The organism is Stenotrophomonas nitritireducens (assembly GCF_001431425.1).
In the GTDB taxonomy this organism is placed as follows: Bacteria; Pseudomonadota; Gammaproteobacteria; order Xanthomonadales; family Xanthomonadaceae; genus Stenotrophomonas; species Stenotrophomonas nitritireducens.
Genome location: NZ_LDJG01000014.1, coordinates 26,960 through 50,128 on the forward strand (window position 1 = coordinate 26,960; position 23,169 = coordinate 50,128).

18 protein-coding genes and 1 riboswitch are annotated in these 23,169 nt (G+C 70.4%); of the genes, 16 read left to right on the forward strand and 2 right to left on the reverse strand.

Annotated elements, in window-relative coordinates; translation table 11 throughout:
• Positions 1–36: 36 nt before the first annotated feature.
• The 9 genes from ABB22_RS19015 (at position 37) to ABB22_RS09585 (ending at position 13,425) form a co-directional block, all read left to right on the forward strand.
• Positions 37–171, forward strand: coding sequence for a hypothetical protein (locus ABB22_RS19015; protein WP_425477800.1), 135 nt, complete (start codon positions 37–39; stop codon positions 169–171).
• The gene (gene bcsG / locus ABB22_RS09550) at positions 168–1,814 is read left to right on the forward strand and encodes a cellulose biosynthesis protein BcsG (RefSeq protein WP_055766014.1); all 1,647 of its coding nucleotides are present in this window, start codon (positions 168–170) and stop codon (positions 1,812–1,814) included. The genes ABB22_RS19015 and bcsG overlap by 4 nt, the downstream gene beginning before the upstream one ends.
• Entirely contained in the window at positions 1,811–1,990 is a 180-nt protein-coding gene (gene bcsR / locus ABB22_RS09555) for a cellulose biosynthesis protein BcsR (RefSeq protein WP_055766011.1), read from the forward strand. The genes bcsG and bcsR overlap by 4 nt, the downstream gene beginning before the upstream one ends.
• Positions 1,987–2,730, forward strand: a complete 744-nt coding sequence (bcsQ, locus tag ABB22_RS09560; RefSeq protein WP_200911342.1) for a cellulose biosynthesis protein BcsQ — start codon at positions 1,987–1,989, stop codon at positions 2,728–2,730. The genes bcsR and bcsQ overlap by 4 nt, the downstream gene beginning before the upstream one ends.
• Positions 2,727–5,351, forward strand: a complete 2,625-nt coding sequence (bcsA, locus tag ABB22_RS09565; protein WP_057505201.1) for a UDP-forming cellulose synthase catalytic subunit — start codon at positions 2,727–2,729, stop codon at positions 5,349–5,351. Before bcsQ ends, bcsA begins: the two co-directional genes overlap by 4 nt.
• Complete coding sequence (bcsB, locus tag ABB22_RS09570; RefSeq protein WP_055766004.1) at positions 5,348–7,690, forward strand: cellulose biosynthesis cyclic di-GMP-binding regulatory protein BcsB; 2,343 nt, start codon at positions 5,348–5,350, stop codon at positions 7,688–7,690. The genes bcsA and bcsB overlap by 4 nt, the downstream gene beginning before the upstream one ends.
• Entirely contained in the window at positions 7,690–11,262 is a 3,573-nt protein-coding gene (gene bcsC / locus ABB22_RS09575) for a cellulose synthase complex outer membrane protein BcsC (protein WP_055766001.1), read from the forward strand. The genes bcsB and bcsC overlap by 1 nt, the downstream gene beginning before the upstream one ends.
• 78 nt (positions 11,263–11,340) lie before the next feature.
• Complete coding sequence (gene bcsZ / locus ABB22_RS09580; RefSeq protein WP_425477801.1) at positions 11,341–12,483, forward strand: cellulose synthase complex periplasmic endoglucanase BcsZ; 1,143 nt, start codon at positions 11,341–11,343, stop codon at positions 12,481–12,483.
• Positions 12,484–12,627: 144 nt separating this feature from the next.
• Positions 12,628–13,425, forward strand: coding sequence for a DUF3667 domain-containing protein (locus tag ABB22_RS09585; protein ID WP_082443507.1), 798 nt, complete (start codon positions 12,628–12,630; stop codon positions 13,423–13,425).
• Between the two features lie 40 nt (positions 13,426–13,465).
• On the opposite strand, the gene ABB22_RS09590 is transcribed toward ABB22_RS09585, so the two are convergent.
• Both ABB22_RS09590 and ettA read right to left on the reverse strand, forming a co-directional pair.
• Positions 13,466–14,782: an NCS2 family permease gene (locus tag ABB22_RS09590; protein ID WP_057505202.1), complete on the reverse strand. Its 1,317-nt coding sequence runs from the start codon at positions 14,780–14,782 to the stop codon at positions 13,466–13,468.
• A gap of 414 nt (positions 14,783–15,196) precedes the next feature.
• Entirely contained in the window at positions 15,197–16,861 is a 1,665-nt protein-coding gene (gene ettA, locus ABB22_RS09595) for an energy-dependent translational throttle protein EttA (protein WP_055765989.1), read from the reverse strand.
• Positions 16,862–17,076: 215 nt separating this feature from the next.
• Between ettA and ABB22_RS09600 the strand changes: the two genes are divergently transcribed.
• The 7 genes from ABB22_RS09600 to ribD all read left to right on the forward strand — a co-directional run bounded on the left by ABB22_RS09600 (position 17,077) and on the right by ribD (position 22,625).
• The gene (locus ABB22_RS09600; RefSeq protein WP_055765985.1) at positions 17,077–17,541 is read left to right on the forward strand and encodes an RcnB family protein; all 465 of its coding nucleotides are present in this window, start codon (positions 17,077–17,079) and stop codon (positions 17,539–17,541) included.
• Between the two features lie 138 nt (positions 17,542–17,679).
• On the forward strand, positions 17,680–18,933 hold the full coding sequence (glyA, locus tag ABB22_RS09605; RefSeq protein ID WP_055765982.1) for a serine hydroxymethyltransferase: 1,254 nt from the start codon (positions 17,680–17,682) through the stop codon (positions 18,931–18,933).
• A 33-nt stretch (positions 18,934–18,966) separates the two neighbouring features.
• Positions 18,967–19,416 carry a DUF4337 domain-containing protein gene (locus ABB22_RS09610; RefSeq protein WP_161809360.1) on the forward strand — a complete coding sequence of 150 codons (450 nt, stop codon included), beginning with the start codon at positions 18,967–18,969 and terminating at the stop codon, positions 19,414–19,416.
• A 17-nt stretch (positions 19,417–19,433) separates the two neighbouring features.
• Complete coding sequence (gene nrdR / locus ABB22_RS09615) at positions 19,434–19,967, forward strand: transcriptional regulator NrdR (RefSeq protein WP_055765975.1); 534 nt, start codon at positions 19,434–19,436, stop codon at positions 19,965–19,967.
• Positions 19,968–20,114: 147 nt separating this feature from the next.
• The gene (locus tag ABB22_RS09620) at positions 20,115–20,921 is read left to right on the forward strand and encodes a hypothetical protein (protein WP_152984109.1); all 807 of its coding nucleotides are present in this window, start codon (positions 20,115–20,117) and stop codon (positions 20,919–20,921) included.
• Between the two features lie 42 nt (positions 20,922–20,963).
• On the forward strand, positions 20,964–21,431 hold the full coding sequence (locus tag ABB22_RS09625; RefSeq protein ID WP_055765969.1) for a GNAT family N-acetyltransferase: 468 nt from the start codon (positions 20,964–20,966) through the stop codon (positions 21,429–21,431).
• A gap of 99 nt (positions 21,432–21,530) precedes the next feature.
• Positions 21,531–22,625: a bifunctional diaminohydroxyphosphoribosylaminopyrimidine deaminase/5-amino-6-(5-phosphoribosylamino)uracil reductase RibD gene (gene ribD / locus ABB22_RS09630; RefSeq protein ID WP_055765966.1), complete on the forward strand. Its 1,095-nt coding sequence runs from the start codon at positions 21,531–21,533 to the stop codon at positions 22,623–22,625.
• Between the two features lie 267 nt (positions 22,626–22,892).
• A riboswitch (FMN riboswitch) is annotated at positions 22,893–23,133 on the forward strand.
• Positions 23,134–23,169: the final 36 nt, after the last annotated feature.

Here is a 23,169-nt window from a genome sequence, read left to right on the forward strand (position 1 = left end):
CAGGTATGGAGCCTGGTGGCTGCATGTGCGGTAGTGATGATTCCGTTGGGCGTGATGCTGGGGGCGATGCTACGGGCGCTGCGCGCGCGGCTGCGGCGCAGCCTGCCGCCACGCTACCTCCGGCGGGTGGGCGAACGCCGCCGCCAGGCCGCCCCGCGGAGGCAGGCATGAGCGACGCTGCCACCGCTCCCGCAGCGGCTTCCACGCCCTGGGCGTGGCCCGACCTGCGCGGCTGGAACCTGTATTTCCTTTCCAAGGTGATCCTCGCCTGGATGGGCGCCCTCGACCTGCACATCCTGCCCAACCTGCTGCTGCTCGCGGTCCTGCTGGTGCCGCTGCCGTGGCGCCGCGCGCGCATCGCGCGCACCGTGGTCGCGATCCCGGTGGCGGTGGCGCTGTATTACCAGGACACCTGGTGGCCGCCGTTCGAGCGCCTGCTGGCGCAGCCGGGCGTGCTAGATTTCTCGGCCTCGTACTGGATGGAGCTGCTGGGGCGCTTCATCAACTGGCAGATGGTCGCGCTGCTGGCGCTGCTGGTCTTCGGCTACCTGCTGCTCAAGCCGTGGCTGCGGGTCACCACGCTCAGCGTGCTGGGCATGCTGGGCATGGCGGCGATGGCGCTGCCGCTTCCGGCCGGCCTGCAGTCTGCCGGGAGGGGCGATGCGACGACGGCGCAGGGCGGCGCGGGAACCGGCGCCGCGGCGCGCGGTGGCCCGGCCGGCAACGACACGCTCAACGCCTACCTGGCCGGCTTCTACCAGCAGCAGGCCGGGCTGAAGACCGCGTTTCCCCCGGCCCAGGGCGGCGCGCCCTTCGACCTGATCGTCCTCAACATCTGCTCGCTGGCCTGGAGCGACCTGGATGACGTGGGCCTGCGCCACAACCCGTTGTTCGACGGGATGGACATGGTGTTCGACGATTTCAATTCGGCCACCTCCTACAGCGGGCCGGCGGCCATCCGCCTGCTGCGCGCCAGTTGCGGCCAGACCTCGCATACCGCGCTGTTCGATCCGGTGCCGGCACAGTGCCAGCTGTTCGCCAACCTGCAGGCGCTGGGGTTCCAGAACGAGCTGGCGATGAACCACGACGGCCACTTCGACGATTTCATTGGCGACCTCACCCGGTACGGCGGCCTGGCCGCCACGCCGCTGCCGATCGAGAACTATCCGCGCGCGCTGATCGCCTTCGACAAGTCGCCGCTGCGTCGCGACGCGGACGTGTTGACCGGGTGGCTGAAGCGCCGCCAGGCCGAATCCACCGGGCAGGTGGCGCTGTTCTACAACACGATCTCGCTGCATGACGGCAACCGCATCGTCGGCGCCGACGGGCGCGCGATGGCCAGCGACTACAAGGCGCGCGCGCAGATGGTGCTGGGCGACCTGCAGGGCTTCATCGACGCGCTGGAGAAGAACGGGCGCCGCGCCATGGTGGTGGTGGTGCCCGAGCACGGCGCGGCCCTGCACGGCGACCGCATGCAGATCCCGGGCATGCGCGAGATTCCCAGCCCTTCCATCACCCATGTCCCGGCGGGCGTGAAGCTGATCGGCATGGGCATTCCGGCCGCCGGCGGTCCGCGCCACGTGACCGCGCCGAGCAGCTACCTGGCGCTCTCGGAACTGGTGGCGCGGGTCTATGCGCTCAACGCCCAGACCCCGGCCGACGGCCGCGACTGGGACGGCCTGCTGCAGAACCTGCCGGTGACGCCGTCGGTGTCGGAGAACGAGGGGGCCAAGGTGATCGACTACGAGGGCAAACCGTGGTTGCAGCTCAAGGGCAGCCAGAGCTGGACGCCCTACCCGGAGGACAAGCCGTGAAGGCGCACGAACCGGACGCAGGACTGACCTCGGAACAGGACGACATCGACGTCCTGCGCGGACATCTGGGGATGCCGGCGCTGCCCTACCTGGACTTCTCCGCGCAGCGTGCGCGGGCGCAGGCGCTCGCGCGTTGGCCGCTGTTCGCCGAGCTGGCCGCGGAGCCGCGCCGATGAGCATGACGCTGTCTCTGCAGGGCGTGCGCGGTGGCGTCGGGGTGACGACGATGACCGCCGCGCTCGGCCACGCCCTGCACGCGCAGGGCGAGCGGGTGCTGCTGGTCGAGTGCAACCCGGACCACCTGCTCGGCCTGCACCTGGGACTGCCGGCTGCCGAGACGCGCGGCTGGGCGCGCGCGTGGCTGGAGGGTGGCGACTGGCGCGAGGCGGCGTTCGGCGCGACGCCCGGGCTGGCGCTGCTGCCCTACGGGCTGGCCAGCGATGCCGACGTGGCCGCGGTCGAGGACCGGCTGCGGCAGTCGCCGCGGTTCTGGACTGAGCGCCTGCCGGTGCTGGCGGCGCAGTTCGACTGGATCCTGTTCGACCTGCCGCAGCGGCTGGACGCGCACGTCGCCGCGGTCAACCAGCATGCCGCCTGCGCCCTGCCGCTGCGGATGGCGACAGTGGACCCGGGCTGCCACGTACTGCTGCAGCGACATGTTGATGATGCGCGACGGGTGCTGTGCAACCGCTACGACCCGGCCATGGACGTGCAGCGCGACCTGATGCAGCTGTGGATCGACGGTGGGCCGTCGCTGGTGCCGCAACCGCTGCACGAGGATGCCGCCGTGTCTGCCGCGCTGGCACGCAAGCTGCCGCTGGGCGTCGATGCCGACGGCTCGCAGGCCGCTGCCGACATGGTCAGCCTCGCGGTGTGGTGCCTGGCCGAGCGCGCGCGCCAGGGGCGGGCACGATGAGCCTGTGCTACCTGCGCTGGCCGCAACTGCGCGAAACGGCGCGGGCACCGCTGCCCACGCTGTGGCTGTTGTGGCTGCTGCAGGCGCTGGGCTGGGGGTTGCTGCGGCTCGAAGGGCCCGCCTGGCAGGCGCTGGCCCCGCGCCTGCCCGATGCCTTCCCGCAACTGCAGCCGTACCGTCGCTGGCGGTTCGGCGATCCGCTGCGGATGCTGATCCAGGCCGGATGGCTGCTGCTGGTCCGCATCACGCGGCGCACCTCCCGCCGCCGCCACCGGCTGGCGGAAGCCCGGCGCCGCCATGTCGCCGGGCTGCGCGGCGCCGCGGGCCGCGGCCGGCGGCGCTATCTGGACGCGCTGCGCGGCCTGCCGCAGCGGGTCTGGACCAGCGCGGCATGGCAGCGCATGTGGAGTTTCCAGGCCGGGCTCTCGCCGCGCGCGCGGAGGTGGCTGACGATCGTCGCCGGCCTGGCGACGCTGGGCCTGGGGCTGCTGTGCATCACTCAGCCGTTCAGCTATTTCGCGCAGCTTGTTTTCGTGCTGCTGCTCTGGGGCATCGCCCTGCTGATAAAGCGCATGCCCGGACGCTACGCCACGCTGATCCTGGTGGTGCTGTCGATCACCGTGTCGTGCCGCTACCTGTGGTGGCGGTACACCGCCACGCTCAACTGGAACAGCAAGTTCGACCTGGCCTGCGGCATCGTCCTGCTCGCCGCGGAAACCTATTCCTGGCTGGTGCTGATGCTGGGCTACGTGCAGGTGGCCTGGCCGCTGCAGCGCAGGCCGTCGGCGCTGCCGCCCGATCCGCGCGACTGGCCCACCGTGGACGTGCTGATCCCGACCTACAACGAGGAACTGTCGCTGGTGCGGCACACGGTGCACGCCGCGCTGGGCCTGGACTGGCCGGCGGACAAGCTGCGCATCCACCTGCTCGACGACGGCAGGCGCGCCGAGTTCCGCGAGTTCGCCGCGCAGGCGGGGGTCAACTACATCACCCGCAGCGACAACCGCCACGCCAAGGCCGGCAACCTCAATCACGCGCTGACCCAGATCGACGGCGAACTGGTGGCGATCTTCGACTGCGACCACCTGCCGGTGCGCTCGTTCCTGCAGGTCACCACCGGCTGGTTCCTGCGCGATGCGAAGCTGGCGCTGGTGCAGACCCCGCACCATTTCTTCTCGCCGGATCCGTTCGAGCGCAACCTGCGCGTGTTCCGCCGCGACCCCAACGAGGGCGAGCTGTTCTACGGCCTGGTGCAGGACGGCAACGACCTGTGGAACGCGGCCTTCTTCTGCGGCTCGTGCGCGGTGCTGCGGCGCGCGGCCATCGACGATATCGGCGGCTTCGCCACCGAGACCGTCACCGAGGACGCGCATACCGCGCTGCGCCTGCACCGCAACGGCTGGAACTCGGCCTACCTGCGCATTCCGCAGGCCGCCGGCCTGGCTACCGACAGCCTCGGCGCGCACGTCAACCAGCGCATCCGCTGGGCGCGCGGCATGGTGCAGATCTTCCGCATCGACAACCCGCTGCTGGGCAAGGGCCTGAACCTGTTCCAGCGTTTCTGCTACGCCAACGCGATGCTGCACTTCCTGGCCGGCATCCCGCGGCTGGTGTTCCTGACCGCGCCGCTGGCCTTCCTGCTGCTGCACGTCTACATCATCTACGCGCCGGCGGTGGCGATCCTGCTGTTCGTGCTGCCGCACATGGCCCACGCCAACCTGACCAATTCGCGCATCCAGGGCCAGTGGCGCCGCCCGTTCTGGGGCGAGGTCTACGAGACCGTGCTGGCTTGGTACATCGCGCGGCCGACCACGGTGGCGCTGTTCAGCCCGACCAGGGGCAAATTCAACGTCACCGACAAGGGCGGCACCCAGGCCGGGGACCGCTTCGACTGGAAGGTCGCCCAGCCCTATCTGGTACTGGCGCTGCTCAACCTCGCCGGGCTGGGGTTCGCTGTATGGCGCTTCCTGCATGGCCCGGCCGACGAACGCGGCACGGTGATCGTCAGTTCGTTGTGGGTGCTCTACAACCTGCTCATCGTCGGCGGCGCGCTGGCGGTCGCGGCGGAGGTGCAGCAGGTGCGCCGCACGCACCGGGTCAGCCAGCGCCTGCCGATGGCGCTGCGCCTGCCCGACGGGCGCACCCTGCGCGGGGTCATGCACGACTACTCCAACGATGGCGTGGGCCTGGAACTGGCGCATGCGCCGGAGCGCGGGTTGGCTGCTGGCACGCGGGTTTCCCTGCTGCTCGGCCGTGGCCGCCGCGAGTTCGCGTTCGCCGCGGTGGTCCAGCGCAGCGTCGGCGCGCGCCTGGGCCTGCTGCTGCGGTTCGAGAGCGAAGCGCAGCGGGTGGAGTTCGTGCAGTGCACCTTCGCCCGCGCCGACGCCTGGTTGAACTGGCACGCCGGCTACCGGCCGATGAGCCTGCCGCGCAGCCTGTGGAGCGTGCTCAAGCTTGGCTGGCAGGGCTACCGCAGGATGGGCGATTTCGCGCCCATCGATCTCGACCGGCCGATGCACTGGAGCCGCCGCGCGCTGCGCTGGCTGGCCAGTTACGCGCCGCAACGTCCACTTCCTTCCTATCCGGCTGACCCAGCCGCTGACCCGGGGCTTCGTCCATGAGCATTTCCACTTCACTGCGCTGGTTGCTGCTGCCCCTGTTGGCGCTGCCCGTCGCCAACGGTTCGAGCGCGCCGCAGGCGGCACCTGCCGCGCCCCCGGCAACGGATGCCGTGCCGGTACCTGCGCCCGCCGCACCTGCCGCCACGCCGCAGGCGCCGGCGACGGTCTGGTCCGGCGCCGCGTGGCCCTGGCAGCGCGCCAGCACCCTGGCCCAGCTCGGCCGCCGCCAGGACACGCTGCTGTCCGGTGTGCGCAACACCACCACATTCGAGTTCCAGGTGCGGCGCGACCGCCTGGCGCGCGAGGCCGAGCTCGACCTGAGCTTCACCCCGTCGCCGTCGCTGCTGCCCACGCTCTCGCACCTGCGCGTCTACCTCAACGACGCGCTGATGGACGTGGTGCCGATCGGCAACGACCAGCTCGGCCGGCCGGTGCAGGCCAAGGTGCCGCTGGACGCGCGCCTGATCGCCGACTTCAACCAGATCCGGCTGGAGTTCGTCGGCCATTACACCGACATCTGCGAAGAGCCGACGCACAGCTCGCTGTGGGTCAACCTGTCCAGCAACAGCACCTTGCGCCTGGGCGGCCAGCCGCTGGCGATGCAGGACGACCTGGCCAATTTCCCGCTGCCGTTCTTCGACCCGCGCGACAGCGCGCGGCTGGAACTGCCGGTGGTGTTCGCCGGCTCGCCGTCGGTGGCGCAGCAGCGCGCGGCAGCGCTGATGGCCTCGTACTTCGGCGGCATGGCCGGCTGGTGGCGGCAGGCGCGGTTCCCGGTCAGCTTCGACCGGCTGCCGGCGCAGGGCCACGCGGTGGTGATGGCGGTCAACGGCCGGTTCCCGTCGGTGATCGCCAAGCATGCGCCGGTGCAGGGGCCGGTGATCGAACTGGTGTCGCTGCCCGATGACCCGCAGCGCAAGCTGCTGCTGGTGCTGGGCCGCAACGACGAGGACCTGCAGACCGCGGTGTCGGCCATCGCCGCCGGCAACGCGCTGTTCCGCGGCACCCGGGTGCAGGTGGACGAGGTCAAGCCGCTGGCGCCGCGCAAGCCCTACGACGCGCCGAACTGGGTGCGCACCGACCGCGCCGTGCGCTTCGCTGAGCTGCTCGACTACCCGCAGCAGCTGCGCGCCAGCGGCATCGCGCCGCAGCCGATCGTGCTCAACCTCAACCTGCCACCGGACTTGTTCATCTGGCGCAACCAGGGCATTCCGCTCAACCTGCGCTACCGCTACACGCCGCCGTTCAGCAGCGACGAATCGCGGCTGAGCGTGGGCATCAACGACCAGTTCATTTCCAGCTTCCCGTTGATCCGCCGTTCCGGCAAGCAGGGCCTGGAGGAGATCCGCCTGCCGGTGCTGACCTCCGACGCCGGTGCCGGCGACGGCAAGCTGCTGATCCCCGCGCTGAAGATCGGCGACCGCAACCAGCTGCGCTTCGACTTCAACTTCGCCAGCGTCATGGGCAGCGCCCAGCGCGACCATTGCCAGACCGTGCTGCCGCCCAACCTGCAGGCCGCGATCGAGGAGGACTCCTCGATCGACTTCTCCGGCTTCCACCACTACATGGGCCTGCCGGACCTGGCCGCGTTCGCGCTGAGCGGCTTCCCGTTCACGCGCATGGCCGACCTGTCCGAGACCGTGGTGATGATGCCGCCGCGCGCCAACGAGGCGCAGGTCGGCCTGCTGCTGAACCTGGTCGGCGGCCTCGGCGTGCAGAGCGGCTACCCGGCCTATGGCCTGCGCGTGAGCGATGACTGGAAGCAGGCCGCGCGGCTGGACGCCGACGTGCTGATGCTCGGCGAACTGCCGCAGGAGCTGCGCGGCAGCGACCAGCTCTCGCTGATGATCGACAACCAGCGCACCACGCTGCGCAACGGCCGGGTGAGCTCGCCGCAGGAAGCGGTGATCGAGGCCCGCCTGGGCAGCGCCGGCGCCGATGCGGCGGTCAACCGCGTCGGCGTCACCGCCGATGCGCCGTTCGCGGCCATCATCGGCCTGCAGTCGCCGCACCACGCCCAGCGCAGCATCGTGTCGCTGGCCGCGAGCAAGGAGGCGGACTACGCGCTGCTGGACGACGCATTGAGCGACATCGGCAAGCGCGAGGCCATCGCCGGCTCGGTGTCGATCCTGCGCAGCTCCGGCATCCACAGCCAGTTCGTCGGCGAGCATTACTACGTCGGTTCGCTGCCGTGGTGGCTGCTGCTCTGGTACCACCTGGCCGACCACCCGGTGCTGCTGGCGGTGCTGGCCACGGTGGTGGTGCTGATGGTGGCGTTCCTGCTGTGGCGCGCGCTGCGCTGGGTGTCGCAGCGCCGGCTGGAAGCGGCCGAGCACTGATGCCCCGCCGCCTTTCCCTGTCGATGGCGTTGCTGGCAGGCCTGGCCGGGATCGGCCAGGTGGCCGCGCAGGAGCTGCCGCCCACGCCGGCCGGCAGCCTCGCCTCGCAACGCCAATGGCTGCTGCAGCAGGTGCGCATCGGCGAGGCCACCGGCCGCCAGCGGCTGATCGAGGACGCGCTGGCGCGGTTGCGCCTGCTGGCGCCGGACGACCGCGCCACGATGGTGGCGATCCTGGAAGTGCAGCTGTCGCAGCAGAAGATCGACGACGCCACCGGAACCCTGCAGCGCCTGCGCCAGATCGGTGCGGGCAGCCGCGAACTGATCGCCGGCGAACGGCTGTGGGCGGCGTACCGCGGCGACATGCAGGCCGAACTGCAGCAGGCGCGCATGCTGGCCACCGGCGGACGCAACGCCGAAGCGCTGGCGATCTATCGCCGGCTGTTCGACGACGACCCGCCGGGCATGCAGCTGGGACTGGAATACTGGCGCCTGCGCGGCGCCGAACCGGCCGGCCGGGCATTGGCGATCCGCCGCCTGACTGCGCTCGACGAGGCCTACCCCGGCAACACCGTGCTGCTGCAGACGCTGGCGCAGTTCCTGTTCGCCAGCGGCCGCGACGGCGAGGCGCTGGCGATCCTGGGGCGCATGGGCAGCAACCCCGAGGCGAGCACCTATGCCGCCGACGCGGAATGGGACTACCTGTCGTCCCGCCAGGCCGATGCGACCAATGTGCGCCGGCTGCAGTCCTTCATCGCCCGCTATCCGGGCTGGGTGCACCTGGACGACGCGCGCCGGCTCTACGACGAGCAGCGCAGGCGCGTGGGCAATCCGGCCTGGCTCGCGGGGCTGCGTGGTGGGCAGCTGCTGGACGCCGGCCGCAACGCGGAGGCGGAAACCGCCTTCCGCCAGGCCCTGCGCGGCTTCCCGCAAGAAGCCGATTTCCAGGGCGGACTGGGGTTGGCGCTGATGCGCCAGGGCCGCCGCGAGCAGGCGCTGGAACAGTTCCAGACGGCGCAGCGGCTGCAGGCGGATACCAGCAACAGCGACAAGTGGCGCGACCTGATCGCCAGCACCCGTTACTGGCTGCTCATCGACCAGGCCGACGCCGCGCTGGAGGCCGGCGAACTGGATCGTGCGCAGTCGCTGTACGCGCAGGCGCGCCGGCAGCAGCCACGCGAGATCAACGCGCAGCTCGGGCTGGTCGACGTGGCGGTGGCGCGCGGCGACGATGCCGCGGCCGGCCGCGAACTGCAGGCCGCGCGGCGCATCGCGCCGAACGATCCGAACCTGGTGCGCAGGCTGGCGCAGTTCTACGGGCGCACCGATCCGGCGCAGCTGGAAAGCTACGTCGCCGGCCTGTCGCCGGCGCAGCGCGGGCTCTATGCAGAGGAGCTGCGCAGGCTGCGCCTGGCGAAGCTGCGCGAACAACGCGAGCGCGCGCTCGCGGCGGGCGACGTGGCCACCGCCATCGAGCTGGGGCGCGAACTGCGCCGCGAGCAGCCGGACGACCCGTGGCTGGCCTATTCGCAGGCCAATGCGCTGCGCACCCGCGGTGCGGCCGAGGAGGCCGACGCGGTGATCGCCGAGATGGCCGGCAAGGCCGGCAACACGCCCGAGGCGCGCTATGCGCAGGCGCTGTACCTGTCCGGCTCGGATCGAATAGCGCCGGCACTGGCCGCGCTGGACGAACTGCCTTCCGCGCAGTGGAGCGACGACATGCGCGCGCTGGCCGCGCGCCTGCATCGCCAGCAGGCCACGGCGCGCGCCTGGGAGCTGCGTGCCGCCGGTCGCGAGGACGAGGCCATCGCCCTGCTGCGGAAACTGCCGCAGGACGCGGACATCCAGCTGACGCTCGCCGACTGGGCGCGCCTGCGCGGCGATCATGCGCAGGCACTGCAGCTTTACGGCCAGGTGCTGTATGCGCAGCCCGGCAATGTGGATGCGCAACTGGGCAGCGTGCAGGCGCTGATCGACAGCGGCGACCTGCAGGCCGCGCGCGCGCGCATGGCCGCCGCGCCACCCGTAGTGGAACCCGGCGACGTCGGCCAGCAGCGGCAGCTTGCCGCGATATGGTCCGGCCTGCACGACGATGCACGGGCGCTGGAGATCCTGCGCGGTGTGCTGGCCGCCAAGACCGCGCCGGACCCGCAGGTGTGGCGCGATGCCGCGCGCCTGCTGCGCGCCGACGACCCGGAACAGGCGCTGGACATGTATGCCCGTGCGATGGAAGAGAACGGCCTGCTCGCGCCGCAGCAGGCGCAGCCGCGCGACGACCGCGCGCTCACCCGCGCCAGCCGCGAAACGGCCGGCGACGACTGGCTGCGGCGCAGTCTGCGTGGCGATGTGGAAACGCTGTACCAGCAGCAGAACCCGACGCTGACGGTGATGCAGGATTCGGGACGGCGCAGCGACGGCACGCCGGGCATCTCGAAGCTCTCTCGCGACACGCGCATCGCCCACCTCGACGCGCCGTTCGCCGGCGGCCTGGGCTGGGCCAGGATCGAACAGGTGCACCTGGACGCGCGTCGTTTCGAGACCGACGCCAACGGCTTCCACGACCAGGATTTCGGCAGTTGCGAGTTGTACCTGCTGCGCGGCGACGGCAGCCGCCTGCAGGCGCCGGGCTGCGACACCCGCCTGCGCCAGCGCATGGATTCCGGCGCCGGCCTGGCGGTGGGCTGGCGCACGCTCGACGACCGCTGGAACTTCGACATCGGCCATACGCCCGCCGGCTATGCGGTCGGCAACTGGCTCGGCGGCGTCACCGTCAACGGCGACCTCGGCCGTTTCGGCTGGGGCGCGACGCTGTCGCGGCGGCCGATGACCAACTCGCTGCTGTCCCAGGCAGGCGCGGTCGATCCGCGCAGCGGCATCGTCTGGGGCGGCGTCACCGCCAATGGCGTCACCTTCAGCCTCGGCTACGACCAGGGCGGCCGCAACGGCGTCTGGTCGAACTGGAGCTGGCACCGCCTGACCGGCCGCAACGTCATGGACAACGACCGCGCCCGCGCGATGGCCGGCTGGTACCACAAGCTGGTGCAGCGCCCGGACCTGCGCGTGGACGTCGGCCTGACCGGCATGTACTGGCGCTATGCGCACGACCTGGGCGGCTATTCGCTGGGGCAGGGCGGCTACTACAGCCCGCAGCGCTATGCCTCATTGAGCGTGCCGGTGAGCCTAGCCTGGCGCAACGATGACTGGTCGGTGCGCGTGGACGCCTCGCTGGGCGTGTCCCGTGCGCACACCGCCTCGATCAGCCGCTTCCCGGAGCCATCGCTGATCGAGCGCGTGATCGAGCAGCTGCAGCCGCTGTATGGCCCGCTCACGCTGGATCCGGCCGGGCTGTACACCGCCGATTCCAGCAGCACCGGGACCGGCCACCGCCTGTACATGGCCGTCGAGCGACGGCTCGGCGACCACTTCGTACTGGGCGCGGCCGGCACCCTGCAGCGCAGCCAGGACTATTCGCCGAACACCTTCCAGCTCTATCTGCGCTATACGCTGAAGCCCTGGCAGGGCAACCTGCCGTTGCCGGTCTCGCCGCTGGTACCGTATGGCGAATTCCGCTAGCTCCCGCTCGAACCCGGTCGCCGCCGAAAGGGCGACCGGAAAGGCTAGGGGGACGAATCACGGGCAATCGAGGCTGGAATCCGCGCGATGACCACACCTGCCGATCCAACACGCCGCGCATTGCTGCAGGCCCTGGCCGCCGCGCCGCTGCTGGGCGTGCTGCCGTCCGCCTGCGCCGCCGCCGGCTGGCCGGCCTGGCGGGTGCTGGCCGACAGCAGCCTGAGCGCCGACGGGCGCATGATCGACCGCAGCCAGGACGATCTACGCAGCACCTCGGAAGGGCAGTCCTACGCGTTGTTCTTCGCCCTGGTCGACAACGACCAGGCGCTTTTCGACCGGATCCTCGCCTGGACCGCGAACAACCTCGCCGGCGGCGACATGGGCAAGCGCCTGCCGGCATGGCTGTGGGGACGCGATGCCAAGGGCGGCTGGAGCGTGCTGGACGCCAACCCCGCTTCCGACTCAGACCTGTGGCTGGCCTATGGGCTGCTCGAAGCCGGCCGCCTGTGGCATCGCCCGGCGCTGACGCGCACCGGCCAGGACATGCTGGCGCAGGTGCGGAGCACCGAAATCGTCGACCTCCCCGGGCTGGGGCCGATGCTGCTGCCCGGCCCGCAGGGCTTCGTCGAGGACGGCGCGACCCGGGTCAATCCCAGCTACCTGCCGCTGCCGCTGCTGCGCCGTTTCGCCGCGGTCGACCGCGATGGCCCGTGGGCGGCGCTGGCCGGCAACACGCTGGAACTGCTGCGGCAGACCGCGCCGCATGGCTTCGCGCCGGACTGGGCGGCATGGCGCGATGGCGCCTTCGTCGCCGATCCGGCCAAGGGCGCGGTCGGCAGTTACGACGCGATCCGCTGCTATCTGTGGGCCGGCATGCTGTCGCCGCGCGACCGCCTGTTCCGCGCACAGCTGCAGGCGCTGTCGGGCCCGTTGCGCCGGCTGCGCGATGGCGGGGCGATGTGGGAGAAGGTCGATACCCGCAGCGGAGCCGGCGAGGGCGAAGGCGGCTATGGCTTCCGTGCCGCCCTGCTGCCCTACCTGCTGGCGCAGGGCGAGCGGACGCTGGCGCAGGCGCTCCGGTCCAGCCTGCCGACGCCCGAGCAGCAGCGAAGCGATGCCCCGGCCTATTACGCGCAGATGCTGAGCCTGTTCGGCCACGGCTGGGCGGAAGGGCGCTACCGCTTCGCCGCAGACGGCCAGCTGCAGCCGCGCTGGCGCTGATCCGCCGATGCTGCGCCGGTGCGGCGTGCCCGGTGCCGCGCGCGCTGCGTCGTTGCATGCCGGCCACGCCCGCCTCGATGCCGATGATGGTCGCCGGCGAGGGCGCCGGTCTAGAATGCGCCCCTTCGACAGGGCAGGCAGCGCATGGGGATGCACGAGGAAAGCCACTGCATCAATTGCGTCCGCGCCGTCGCCGGCCCGCAACAGAAGTTCTGCCCGGACTGCGGCCAGCCCACGCCGGCGCGGCGCATCGACTGGGGGTACGTCGGCCATGAGCTGGAGCACGGCGTGCTGCAGATGGACCGCGGCCTGCTGTATTCGTTGAAGCTGCTGATGCTGCAGCCGGGCAGGCTGCTGCGCGACTACATCGAGGGACGGCGCGGCAACCAGGCCAAGCCGCTGCTGCTGGTCACCCTGACCGCCGCGGCGGTGGTGCTGCTGGGCCGTTTTGTCCTCGGCGAAGGCGTGGTGAAAGCGGTGGCGCACGCCGATGCCGCCGCCGCGATGGAGGCCGGGTCCGCGGCCGCGCGGCACATGGCGCGGTTCACCGCCGCCAGCCAGTCGGTCGCCGGGTGGATCAACGCCAACTTCGCCACCTTCACCTTGTTGCTGCTGCCGATCGAGGCCGGCGTGAGGTGGGCGGTGTTCCGCCGCTACAGCCGGCTGAACTATCCCGAATGGCTGGTGATCTCCACGCTGCTGGTCTCGCAGACATTCGTCGTCTGGATGGCGTTGATCTCGCTGCATCGCTGGCTGCCGCAGCTGCTGCAGTGGGTCGCGTTGTTCGCGGTGGTCTACTGCGTGTTCTCGCTGGTGCAGTTCTTCCAGGGAAGACCGGCGTGGCAGACGATATGGCGTGTCCTGCTCGCCGAGCTGGTGTTCGCGGTGATCGGCCAGGTATTGATGGCGGTGGCGATCTTCGCGCTCATGGTGGCCAGCTAGCACAGGCCGGCGCCGCTCCCGGGCGCGATGGCTCAGGGGCTCACTCCAGCGCGAAACGCAGCACGAACAGCCCGGCCACCAGCCTCAGCGCCGGGCGTGCCTCGCGCCAGCGGCCGGTGCCGGCCTTCAGTGCGGCATAGGCGATGAAGCCGAAGGCCAGGCCGTTGGCGATGGAATAGGTGAAGGGCATCGCCAGCGCACACAGCGCGGCGGGGACCGATTCGGTCAGGTCGCTCCATTCCACGTTGACCAGTTCGCGCAGCATCAGCCCGGCCACGAACAGCAGCGCCGGCGCGGTGGCGTAGGCCGGCACCATCGCCGCCAGCGGCGAGAACAGCAGCGCGGCCAGGAACAGCGCGGCGACCACCAGTGCGGTCAGGCCGGTGCGGCCGCCCGCCTGCACGCCCGAGGCGCTCTCGGCGAAGGCGGTGGTGGAACTGGTGCCGAGCAGCGAACCGGCGACGATCGCACTGCTGTCGGCCAAAAGCGCGCGGCCGAAGCGCTTGCGGCCGTCGGCCAGTTCCAGCAGGCCGGCGCGGCCGACCACGCCGTACAGCGTGCCAGTGGCATCGAACACTTCCACCAGCACGAACACCAGCACCACCTGCAGCAGCACGGCGACGGGCGCGCCGCCGTCGTGGTGCAGCAGGCCGGGCAGGTCCAGCTGCAGGAAGGTCGGCGCCAGGCTCGGCGGCAGCGAGACCAGGCCCTGGTACTGCACGTCGCCGGCCAGCCAGCCGGCGGCGGTGACAGCGAGGATGCCGATCAGGATCGCGCCGCGCACGCGCCGCGCCTCCAGCACCGCGATCAGCAGGAAGCCGCCCAGCGCCAGCAGGGGCGGCACGGTATTGAGCGGCCCCAGCGCCAGCATCGTGTCCTCGTTGGCGACGATCACGTTGGACTTCTGCAGCGCGATGATCGCCAGGAACAGGCCGATGCCGGCGACGATGGCCGAACGCAGCGAGGCCGGGATGCCGGCCACCAGCCAGGCACGGACGCCGCTCAGCGACAGCGCCAGGAACACGAGGCCGGAAATGAACACCGCCGCCAGCGCCTGCTGCCACGGCAGCCCGGCCGAGCCGACCACGGTGAAGGCGAAGAACGCGTTCAGGCCCATGCCCGGCGCCATGCCGACCGGGAAGTTCGCCGCCAGCGCCATCACCGCCGAGCCGATCGCCGCGGCCAGGCAGGTGGCCACGAACACCGCGCCCGGGTCCATGCCGGTGGTGCCGAGGATGTCGGGGTTGACGAAGACGATGTAGGACATCGTCAGGAAGGTGGTCAGCCCGGCCAATATCTCGGTGCGGACATCGGTGCCGTGCTGGCGGAGCTTGAACAGGCGGTCGAGCGGTGACATGGAAGCTCCGTGGCGGCGGGATGCGTTCTCGGTGAAACAGACGGGCGGGATGCCCCGCCGTGCGGCGAAGCCGCCCGGAGGGTGGGGTGCGGGCGTACCGGGCGCCGCTGCCCCGCAGGAACGGGCGGTAGTGGCGCGGCGGAGATTCTGCGGCCGTGGCAATGATGGGCGCGTCGCTGCGCGCCAGCCCGGCCAAGCCCACGGAAAACAGCTCCCGGGCCGCCGTGCGCTGCGGCCGCGCGGCGACACGTTGCCTGCGGCCGGCGATGAAGCGCCCTGCGCCGCTCCCGCGCCGTTCCCCGCCATGCGTCGCATGCCCGCACGGCGGCGAGGGTGCCGGCCATGCGCTTGCCTGTCCGGCAGGGCGGGGTCGAAAAGCGGACGGCCGCATCGCTGCGGCCGTCCGGGTACTGCTTACTTCAGCGCCTTGAAGCGCAGGCGCTTGGGGCCGGCATCGTCGCCGAGGCGACGCTTCTTGTCCTCTTCGTACTCGCGGTAGTTGCCCTGGAAGAACTCCACGTGCGAGTCGCCTTCGAAGGCGATGATGTGCGTGGCGATGCGGTCCAGGAACCAGCGGTCATGCGAGATGACGAAGGTGTTGCCCGGGAACTCCAGCAACGCATCTTCCAGCGCGCGCAGGGTTTCGATGTCCAGGTCGTTGGACGGTTCGTCGAGCAGCAGCACGTTGCCACCCTGCAGCAGGGTCTTGGCCATGTGCAGGCGGCCACGCTCACCACCGGACAGCGAGCCGACCAGCTTCTGCTGGTCCTGGCCCTTGAAGTTGAAGCGGCCGATATAGGCGCGCGACTGGATCTCGACACCGTTGATGTTGAGGATGTCCAGGCCGCCGGCGATTTCCTGGAACACGTTGTGGTTGCCGGTCAGCGCGTCGCGGCTCTGGTCGACATAGGACAGCTTGACGGTCGGGCCGACCACGATCTCGCCCGAATCCGGCTTTTCCTGGCCGGTGATCATCTTGAACAGGGTCGACTTGCCGGCACCGTTCGGACCGATGATGCCGACGATGGCACCCGGCGGGATGATCATCGACAGGTTGTCGATCAGCAGGCGCTCGCCGAACCTCTTGGAGACGTTCTTGAACTCCATCACCGAGTTGCCCAGGCGCTCGCCCGGCGGGATGAAGATTTCATTGGTCTCGTTGCGCTTCTGGTAGTCGACGCTCTGCAGCTCTTCCAGGCGGGCCAGACGCGCCTTGCCCTTGGTGCGGCCACCCTTGGCGTTCTGCCGCGACCACTCCAGTTCCTTCTGGATCGCCTTCTGGCGGGCCTTTTCCTGGTTGTCTTCCTGCTTCAGGCGCTCGTCCTTCTGCATCAGCCATTCGGTGTAGTTGCCCTTCCACGGAATGCCCCGGCCGCGGTCCAGTTCCAGGATCCACTCGGCGGCGTTGTCCAGGAAGTAGCGATCATGGGTGACGGCCACGACGGTGCCGGTGTAGCGCGCCAGGAACTGTTCCAGCCATTCCACCGACTCGGCGTCCAGGTGGTTGGTCGGTTCGTCGAGCAGCAGCATGTCCGGCTTCTGCAGCAGCAGGCGGCACAGCGCCACGCGGCGCTTCTCACCACCGGACAGGTTGCCGATCACCGCATCCCACGGCGGCAGGCGCAGGGCGTCGGCGGCTACGTCCAACTGGTTTTCCAGGGTGTGGGCATCGCCGGCGGCCAGGATGGCTTCCAGCCGTTCCTGTTCCTTGGCCAGTGCGTCGAAGTCGGCGCCTTCCTCGGCATAGGCGTCGTAGATCTTGTCCAGCGCGGCCTGCGCCTGCAGCACTTCGCCCACGCCTTCCTCGACCGCTTCACGCACGGTCTGGGCCGGGTCCAGGCGCGGTTCCTGCTCCAGGTAGCCGACCTTGATGCCGGCTTGCGGGCGGGCCTCGCCCTCGAAATCGGTGTCCACGCCGGCCATGATCTTGAGCACGGTGGACTTGCCGGCGCCGTTCAGGCCCAACAGGCCGATCTTGGCGCCCGGGAAGAACGACAGCGAGATGTCCTTGATGATCTGCCGCTTGGGCGGGACCACCTTGCTGACGCGGTTCATGGTGTAGATGTATTGCGAGGACATGACGTCTCCGTAGCGCACGCCCGCGCCCGGTCCGCAAGGCGGACGAGCCCGAGGCAAAAGGGAATGGGCGATTATAGCGGGAAGCCGCCCGGCACCGGCGGTCGAGCGCGGCTGGCCGCCGGATGAATGGCGCCGGTGGTAACCGTTTCCAGCCGGAAACCGTTCAGATCGCGTGAGCATGATGGGAAGCGTCCATCAACACCGCGAGGGCCACCATGAAGATGCACCGACTTGCAGTCGCAGCGATGACCACCCTGCTGGCCTTCGGCGCCACCGCCCCGGCCTTCGCCGCCGGCGATCGCGACCATGACCGCGGCCGCAACGGCTGGGACGATCGCGGCCGTGGGAACGGCCATGACCGCCGCGACTGGCGGGATGACCGGCGCGACGACCGCCGGCATTACAGCGCCGGTTACCGCGAGGGCTACCGCGACGCCCGCCACAACGACCGCCGCTACTACGCCCCGCCGCCGCGCGTGGCCTACCGCCCCTACGGTTTCGAGCGCGGCTACCGCTACAACAACTATTACGGCGGCCCGGTCTACGTGGTCAACGACTATGACCGCTACCACCTGCGCCGTCCGCCGCATGGCCACCGCTGGATCCGCGACGACCGCGGCAACCTGCTGATGGTGGCCATCGCCACTGGCATCATCGCCGACATCGTGTTCAACCACTGAGCCGGCGGCGATCGCGGGAAAGGCAGGGCGCCCATGGGCGCCCTTGCTGTTTCCGGGAGCGAGCGGGATGGCCGGGGTGGGGCAGTGAAGGAAGCGCTACAATCGGCCCTTCCCCCGCCCACCTTCCCAGGAGCCGAGATGTTCCCGCGTGACGCCCGTATCGAGTCCTACGACCCCGAGTTGGCCAAGGCCATCGCCGCCGAATGCCAGCGCCAGGAAGACCATGTCGAGCTGATCGCCAGCGAGAACTATGCCAGCCCGAGGGTGATGGAGGCGCAGGGCAGCCAGCTGACCAACAAGTACGCCGAAGGCTACCCGGGCAAGCGCTACTACGGCGGCTGCGAGTACGTGGACATCGCCGAGAAGCTGGCCATCGACCGCCTGAAGCAGCTGTTCGGCGCCGACTACGCCAACGTGCAGCCGCACAGCGGTTCGCAGGCCAACCAGGCCGTCTATTTCGCGCTGCTGCAGCCGGGCGACACCATCCTGGGCATGAGCCTGGCCCATGGCGGGCACCTGACCCACGGCGCCAAGGTCAATGCCTCCGGCAAGATCTTCAACGCCGTCCAGTACGGCGTGGACGAGCAGGGCCTGATCGATTACGACGAAGTCGAGCGCCTGGCGCTGGAACACAAGCCGAAGATGGTCGTGGCCGGCTTCTCGGCCTATTCGCAGATCGTCGACTGGGCGCGCTTCCGCGCCATCGCCGACAAGGTCGGCGCCTACCTGTTCGTGGACATGGCGCACGTGGCCGGCCTGGTCGCCGCCGGCGTCTACCCGAACCCGATCGAGCACGCCCACGTGGTGACCTCCACCACCCACAAGACCCTGCGCGGCCCGCGCGGCGGCATCATCATCGCCAAGGGCGCCGGCGAGGAGATCGAGAAGAAGCTGCAGTCGATCGTGTTCCCGGGCATCCAGGGCGGTCCGCTGATGCACGTCATCGCCGCCAAGGCGGTGGCCTTCAAGGAAGCGCTGGAGCCGGAATTCAAGGCCTACCAGCAGCAGGTGGTGAAGAACGCGCAGGCGATGGCCGATACGCTGATCGCGCGTGGCTACAAGATCGTTTCCGGCGGCACCCAGAACCACCTGATGCTGGTGGACATGATCGGCAAGGACGTGTCCGGCAAGGACGCGGAAGCCGCGCTGGGCAAGGCCCACATCACCGTCAACAAGAACTCGGTGCCGAACGACCCGCGCTCGCCGTTCGTGACCTCGGGCCTGCGCCTGGGCACCCCGGCCATCACCACCCGCGGCTACAGGGAGCCGGACTGCGTGGCGCTGGCCAACTGGATCGCCGACGTGCTGGACAACCCGGGCGACGACAACGTCATCGCCGGCGTTCGCGAGAACGTCACCCTGCAGTGCAGGCAGTTCCCGGTTTACGGATAAACCCGGGTGATCGGCGACCGGTGGCACCGCAGGGTGTTCCTGGTGCTGATCGTGGTATTGGGCCTGCCCACGCTGGTCGTGGGCGGCCTGCTGGCCGCATTGAGTGCCGGCATGGGTACCGCCTTCTGGGCGATGGGCGGCATCGAGGCAGGTGACGGTGTTTTCCTCACTGCCTGGGGTTGTCTGGGCATGGCGGGACTGCTCGGTGGTGCACGGTTGTCCGTCGCGATGCTGGTCGGCAGTGTGGCCACCCTGTCGCGTGTCCGCTGGCCGTGGTGGTCGATGCTGATTGCCGGCGTCGTCGCGGCATTGCCGTTGGCCGTACTGCTGGTTTACCTGGCCTGGACCGGCGAATTTTCCACCGGTTTTCCATGGCCTGCGCTGTTTTTCGGGCCGTTGGTGCTTGTCCCTGCGCTGCATCTGCTGTATCTGCGTATTACCTGCCATCGCCGGATCGCGCCTGGTACGCCCGAAAAGGCCTGACGCCCAAGGTTGTTCGAATGCACTGCCCCTTCTGCCAGCACACCGACACCCGCGTGATCGATTCGCGCGTTTCCGAGGATGGGGCGACCATCCGCCGCCGGCGCGGCTGCGAGGCCTGCGGCGAGCGTTTTTCCACGCTGGAGACCATCGAGCTCAAGCTGCCGGTCATCGTCAAGAGCGATGGCGGGCGCGAAGCGTTCGACGCGCGCAAGCTGCGGGTCGGTTTCGACCGCGCGCTGCAGAAGCGGCCGGTGCCCGAGGAGCGGATCGAGGCGGCGGTGCGCGCGGTGGTGCACCAGCTGCGGATGAGCGGCGAGCGCGAAGTGCCGTCGATCCGCGTCGGCGAGTTCGTGATGGACGAACTGCGCAAGCTCGACCACGTCGCCTACGTGCGTTTCGCCTCGGTCTACCGCAGCTTCGAGGACGTGGCCGATTTCCGCGACGAAATCGAGAAGCTGGAACGCGACCACCCCAGCGACGACGGCCAGTTGCCGCTGCTGGAACGGCCCCAGGTGCAGGAGGCGCGCCCGGGCAAGGGTGGCAGGCGCTGAGCCCGGAACGGGCAGGATGGGGAAGCGATGATGCGGATGCGATCGGAAGGGGGCCGGCTTTCCCGAGCCGGGCTGGCCGTGGCGTTGCTGTGGCTGGCGGGGACCGCGCAGGCGCAATCCGGGCCGGCGGAGGCGGCACGCCGTGCCATGCGGGCGGCCGAAGAGGCGGCCGCTGCCGTCGCGGCACTGGAGTCGGGCCAGGCCGGGATGCCATCCCAGGTGGAAGTCGCCAGCACGCCTCCGGCGCTGGTTGCCCGCTATGCGGTGGCCGAAGGTGGATTCGCCGGCTCGACCCTGCAGCTCAGCCAGGACGGGGGCTATGTGCTGCAGCTGGCGATGGCCCCTGTACCGCGCAGCTCGCGCGGGCGATGGTCGTTGCAGGACGACATGGTGCTGCTGCAGCCGCAGGACAGCCCGCGCGATACCGTGCAGCTGGTTCCCTACGAGGCCTTGGCCGACGAACGCGCCCGGTTGCAGCAGCAGTTCGCCCAGCTGCAGCAGGCCCTTTCCGGTACGTCGGATGAGCAGGCACGGGCGCGGCTGGAAGAACTGCGGGCCCAGTTCGCGCCGCAGCACGTGGCTGGAACGCCGCTGCAGGTGACCCTGCTGGACCCGGTCAGTGGCGTGGCCAGTGACGGCGTGCAGGTGGTGCTGGAACTGGCGCAGGGCGAGCCGATCGCCGCAGACAGGCTGGCGGGCGGGAACAGCTACCGCTTCCCGGCACCGCTGCCGGGGCAGGCCGTGACCGCCGTGCTGCTGCACTTCCCCGGGCTGGCCGAACCGGTGCGTCTGCCCTTGCCGGCACCGCTGCGGCCCGGTTACCTGGTGCTGTTTGATGCGTGTGCGGTGGGCATGTGCGTTTCGGACACGATGGGCCTGATGCTGGAGCAGCAGGAAGGTCAGGTACGCCTGCAGAGCTTTGGTGTCGGCGTGTTCAACGCGGTGGACGATTAGCATGCCGGCCGGTGCGCCGCCGCCGGCGGCTGTCGGGCTCCGATGAAGATCGTCAATCTGCAGGACCGGCGCGACCTGGTGCCGGCAATTGCCGCGGCCCATGTGCAGGCCTTCGGCACGCTGCTGCCGGACTGGACCGTAGCCCAGGCCGTGGCCGAGCTGCAGGCGCAGCAGCGCGATGCCATTCCCTGCAGCTGGCTGGCGATGGACGCCGGGGACTGGTCGGGTTCGGTGAGCCTGTTGCATGACGACCATGAACAGATCCGCGGCTGGTCGCCGTGGCTGGCCTCGCTGTATGTGAAACCCGAGGCACGTGGCTGCGGTGTGGGCGCGGCGCTGGTTGAACATGCCATCGCGCAGGCCGCCGTCTTCGGCGTGCCGGAGCTGTACCTGTACTGCGAAGCGCCGAGGGTGGCGTGGTATCGCACTCTGGGCTGGCGGGTGCATGCCCAACTGCAGCTGGGGCCATTGGCGATCACGGTGATGGCGGTGGAGACCGGGCACCGCTGACTGCCGGACGCTGCCGGGGCCCGGCCCGCAGCGCATACACTGCTGCTTCGCCCGTTGCCGCGGTTGGCGGCGGGCCGGGTACGCAACGAGGTTTTGCCGATGTCGTCGTTCACTGCCACCGATCACCTGCTGATGGCCCGCGCGCTGCGCCTGGCCGAGCGCGCCGCCTGGACCACGCGGCCCAATCCGATGGTCGGCTGTGTGATCGCCCATGGCGAGGAGGTGCTGGGCGAGGGCTGGCACCAGCGCGCCGGCGGGCCGCATGCGGAAGTGTTCGCGCTGCGCATGGCCGGCGAGCGCGCACGTGGCGCCACCGCCTATGTGACGCTGGAGCCGTGCGCGCATTACGGCCGCACCCCGCCATGCGCGCTGGCGCTGATCGAGGCCGGCGTGGCGCGGGTGGTGGCGGCGATGGCCGATCCGTTCCCCGATGTCGACGGTGGCGGTTTTGCGCTGTTGCGGCAGGCCGGGATCGAGGTGGCGGTGGGGTTGATGGCGGACAGGGCGCGCGAACTCAACCGCGGCTTCCTGTCGCGGATCGAGCGTGGCCGGCCGTTCGTGCGGGTCAAGCTCGCCGCCAGCCTGGACGGGCGCACCGCGATGGCCAGCGGCGAGTCGAAGTGGATCACCGGGGCGGCCGCGCGCGCCGACGTGCAGTGCTGGCGCGCGCGCGCCGGCGCGATCCTGACCGGCGCGGCGACGGTGCTGGCCGACGACCCGGCGCTGACCGCGCGTCCGGAGGCGGGCGACTTCCTGCCGCCTTTGCGGGTGGTGCTGGATGCGCGGCTGCGCACGCTGTCCTGCGCACGGGTGCGCGAAGGCGGTGCGCCCACGCTGTATCTGCATGATCCGGCGTTGACGCCGCCTGCGCTGGAAGAAGCGGAGTTCGCCTCCGCGCCGCTGCACGCCGATGGCCGCTTCGACCTGGCGGCGGTGATGGCGCTGTTGGCCGCGCGCGGCATCAACGAGGTCCATGTCGAAGCCGGGCCGACCCTATGCGGTGCGCTGCTGCGCGCCGGCCTGGCCGACGAGCTGCTGCTGTACATGGCGCCGCTGCTGATGGGCGAGGGCGCCCGCCCGCTGCTGGCCGGGCTGGGAATCGAGTCGATGGCGCAGGCGCGGCCGCTGGAGGTGCGCGACCTGCGCATGGTCGGCAAGGACCTGCGCCTGCTGCTGCGCCCGGTCGCCCCGTAGAGCGGGGCACCGCCCGGCGCTACAGCCCCGCCGCCTTGTAGAGCGGGGCAACGCCCCGCTGGGGCATTACCGGGCCAGCCCGCCGGGCGCCGCCCGGCGCTACAGCCCCCACCGCCTTGTAGAGCGGGGCAACGCCCCGCTGGGGTTTTCCCGGCAATGCACCGGCAGATGCGATGCCGCGCTCCGCGGAACACTGCCATCCATCCGCCAGACAGGTCCGCGGGGAGCCGGCTGGTACAATGCGCCGGCCGGTTCGCCGGCAACCACGAACGTCTTCAGGGCGGGGTGTAATTCCCCACCGGCGGTAGGTGCGCGGTTCCCCCGGGAACCTGCACGAGCCCGCGAGCGCCGAGGCCGGCACGCGAGTCATTGCACTCGCGGATACCCATGCATCGCATGCGCGGGTTGCAACGGCCGAGGGTCAGCAGATCCGGTCCGATGCCGGAGCCGACGGTTGGCGACGCCGCGAACGCGGTGCCGCCTAGAGTCCGGATGAAAGAAGACGGCCCGCGCGCGGCCCGGCCGTGCGCGCGCCTGTTTGCCT

What these genes read in the sequence shown, in the direction of transcription:
- ABB22_RS19015 (WP_425477800.1), top strand. Translation starts at nt 37, where the DNA reads ATGATTCCGTTGGGCGTGATGCTGGGGGCGATGCTACGGGCGCTGCGC.
- bcsG (WP_055766014.1), top strand. Translation starts at nt 168, where the DNA reads ATGAGCGACGCTGCCACCGCTCCCGCAGCGGCTTCCACGCCCTGGGCG.
- bcsQ (WP_200911342.1), top strand. Translation starts at nt 1,987, where the DNA reads ATGAGCATGACGCTGTCTCTGCAGGGCGTGCGCGGTGGCGTCGGGGTG.
- bcsA (WP_057505201.1), top strand. Translation starts at nt 2,727, where the DNA reads ATGAGCCTGTGCTACCTGCGCTGGCCGCAACTGCGCGAAACGGCGCGG.
- bcsB (WP_055766004.1), top strand. Translation starts at nt 5,348, where the DNA reads ATGAGCATTTCCACTTCACTGCGCTGGTTGCTGCTGCCCCTGTTGGCG.
- bcsC (WP_055766001.1), top strand. Translation starts at nt 7,690, where the DNA reads ATGCCCCGCCGCCTTTCCCTGTCGATGGCGTTGCTGGCAGGCCTGGCC.
- ABB22_RS09585 (WP_082443507.1), top strand. Translation starts at nt 12,628, where the DNA reads ATGGGGATGCACGAGGAAAGCCACTGCATCAATTGCGTCCGCGCCGTC.
- ABB22_RS09590 (WP_057505202.1), bottom strand. Translation starts at nt 14,782, where the DNA reads ATGTCACCGCTCGACCGCCTGTTCAAGCTCCGCCAGCACGGCACCGAT.
- ettA (WP_055765989.1), bottom strand. Translation starts at nt 16,861, where the DNA reads ATGTCCTCGCAATACATCTACACCATGAACCGCGTCAGCAAGGTGGTC.
- ABB22_RS09600 (WP_055765985.1), top strand. Translation starts at nt 17,077, where the DNA reads ATGAAGATGCACCGACTTGCAGTCGCAGCGATGACCACCCTGCTGGCC.
- glyA (WP_055765982.1), top strand. Translation starts at nt 17,680, where the DNA reads ATGTTCCCGCGTGACGCCCGTATCGAGTCCTACGACCCCGAGTTGGCC.
- nrdR (WP_055765975.1), top strand. Translation starts at nt 19,434, where the DNA reads ATGCACTGCCCCTTCTGCCAGCACACCGACACCCGCGTGATCGATTCG.
- ABB22_RS09620 (WP_152984109.1), top strand. Translation starts at nt 20,115, where the DNA reads ATGCGGGCGGCCGAAGAGGCGGCCGCTGCCGTCGCGGCACTGGAGTCG.
- ABB22_RS09625 (WP_055765969.1), top strand. Translation starts at nt 20,964, where the DNA reads ATGAAGATCGTCAATCTGCAGGACCGGCGCGACCTGGTGCCGGCAATT.
- ribD (WP_055765966.1), top strand. Translation starts at nt 21,531, where the DNA reads ATGTCGTCGTTCACTGCCACCGATCACCTGCTGATGGCCCGCGCGCTG.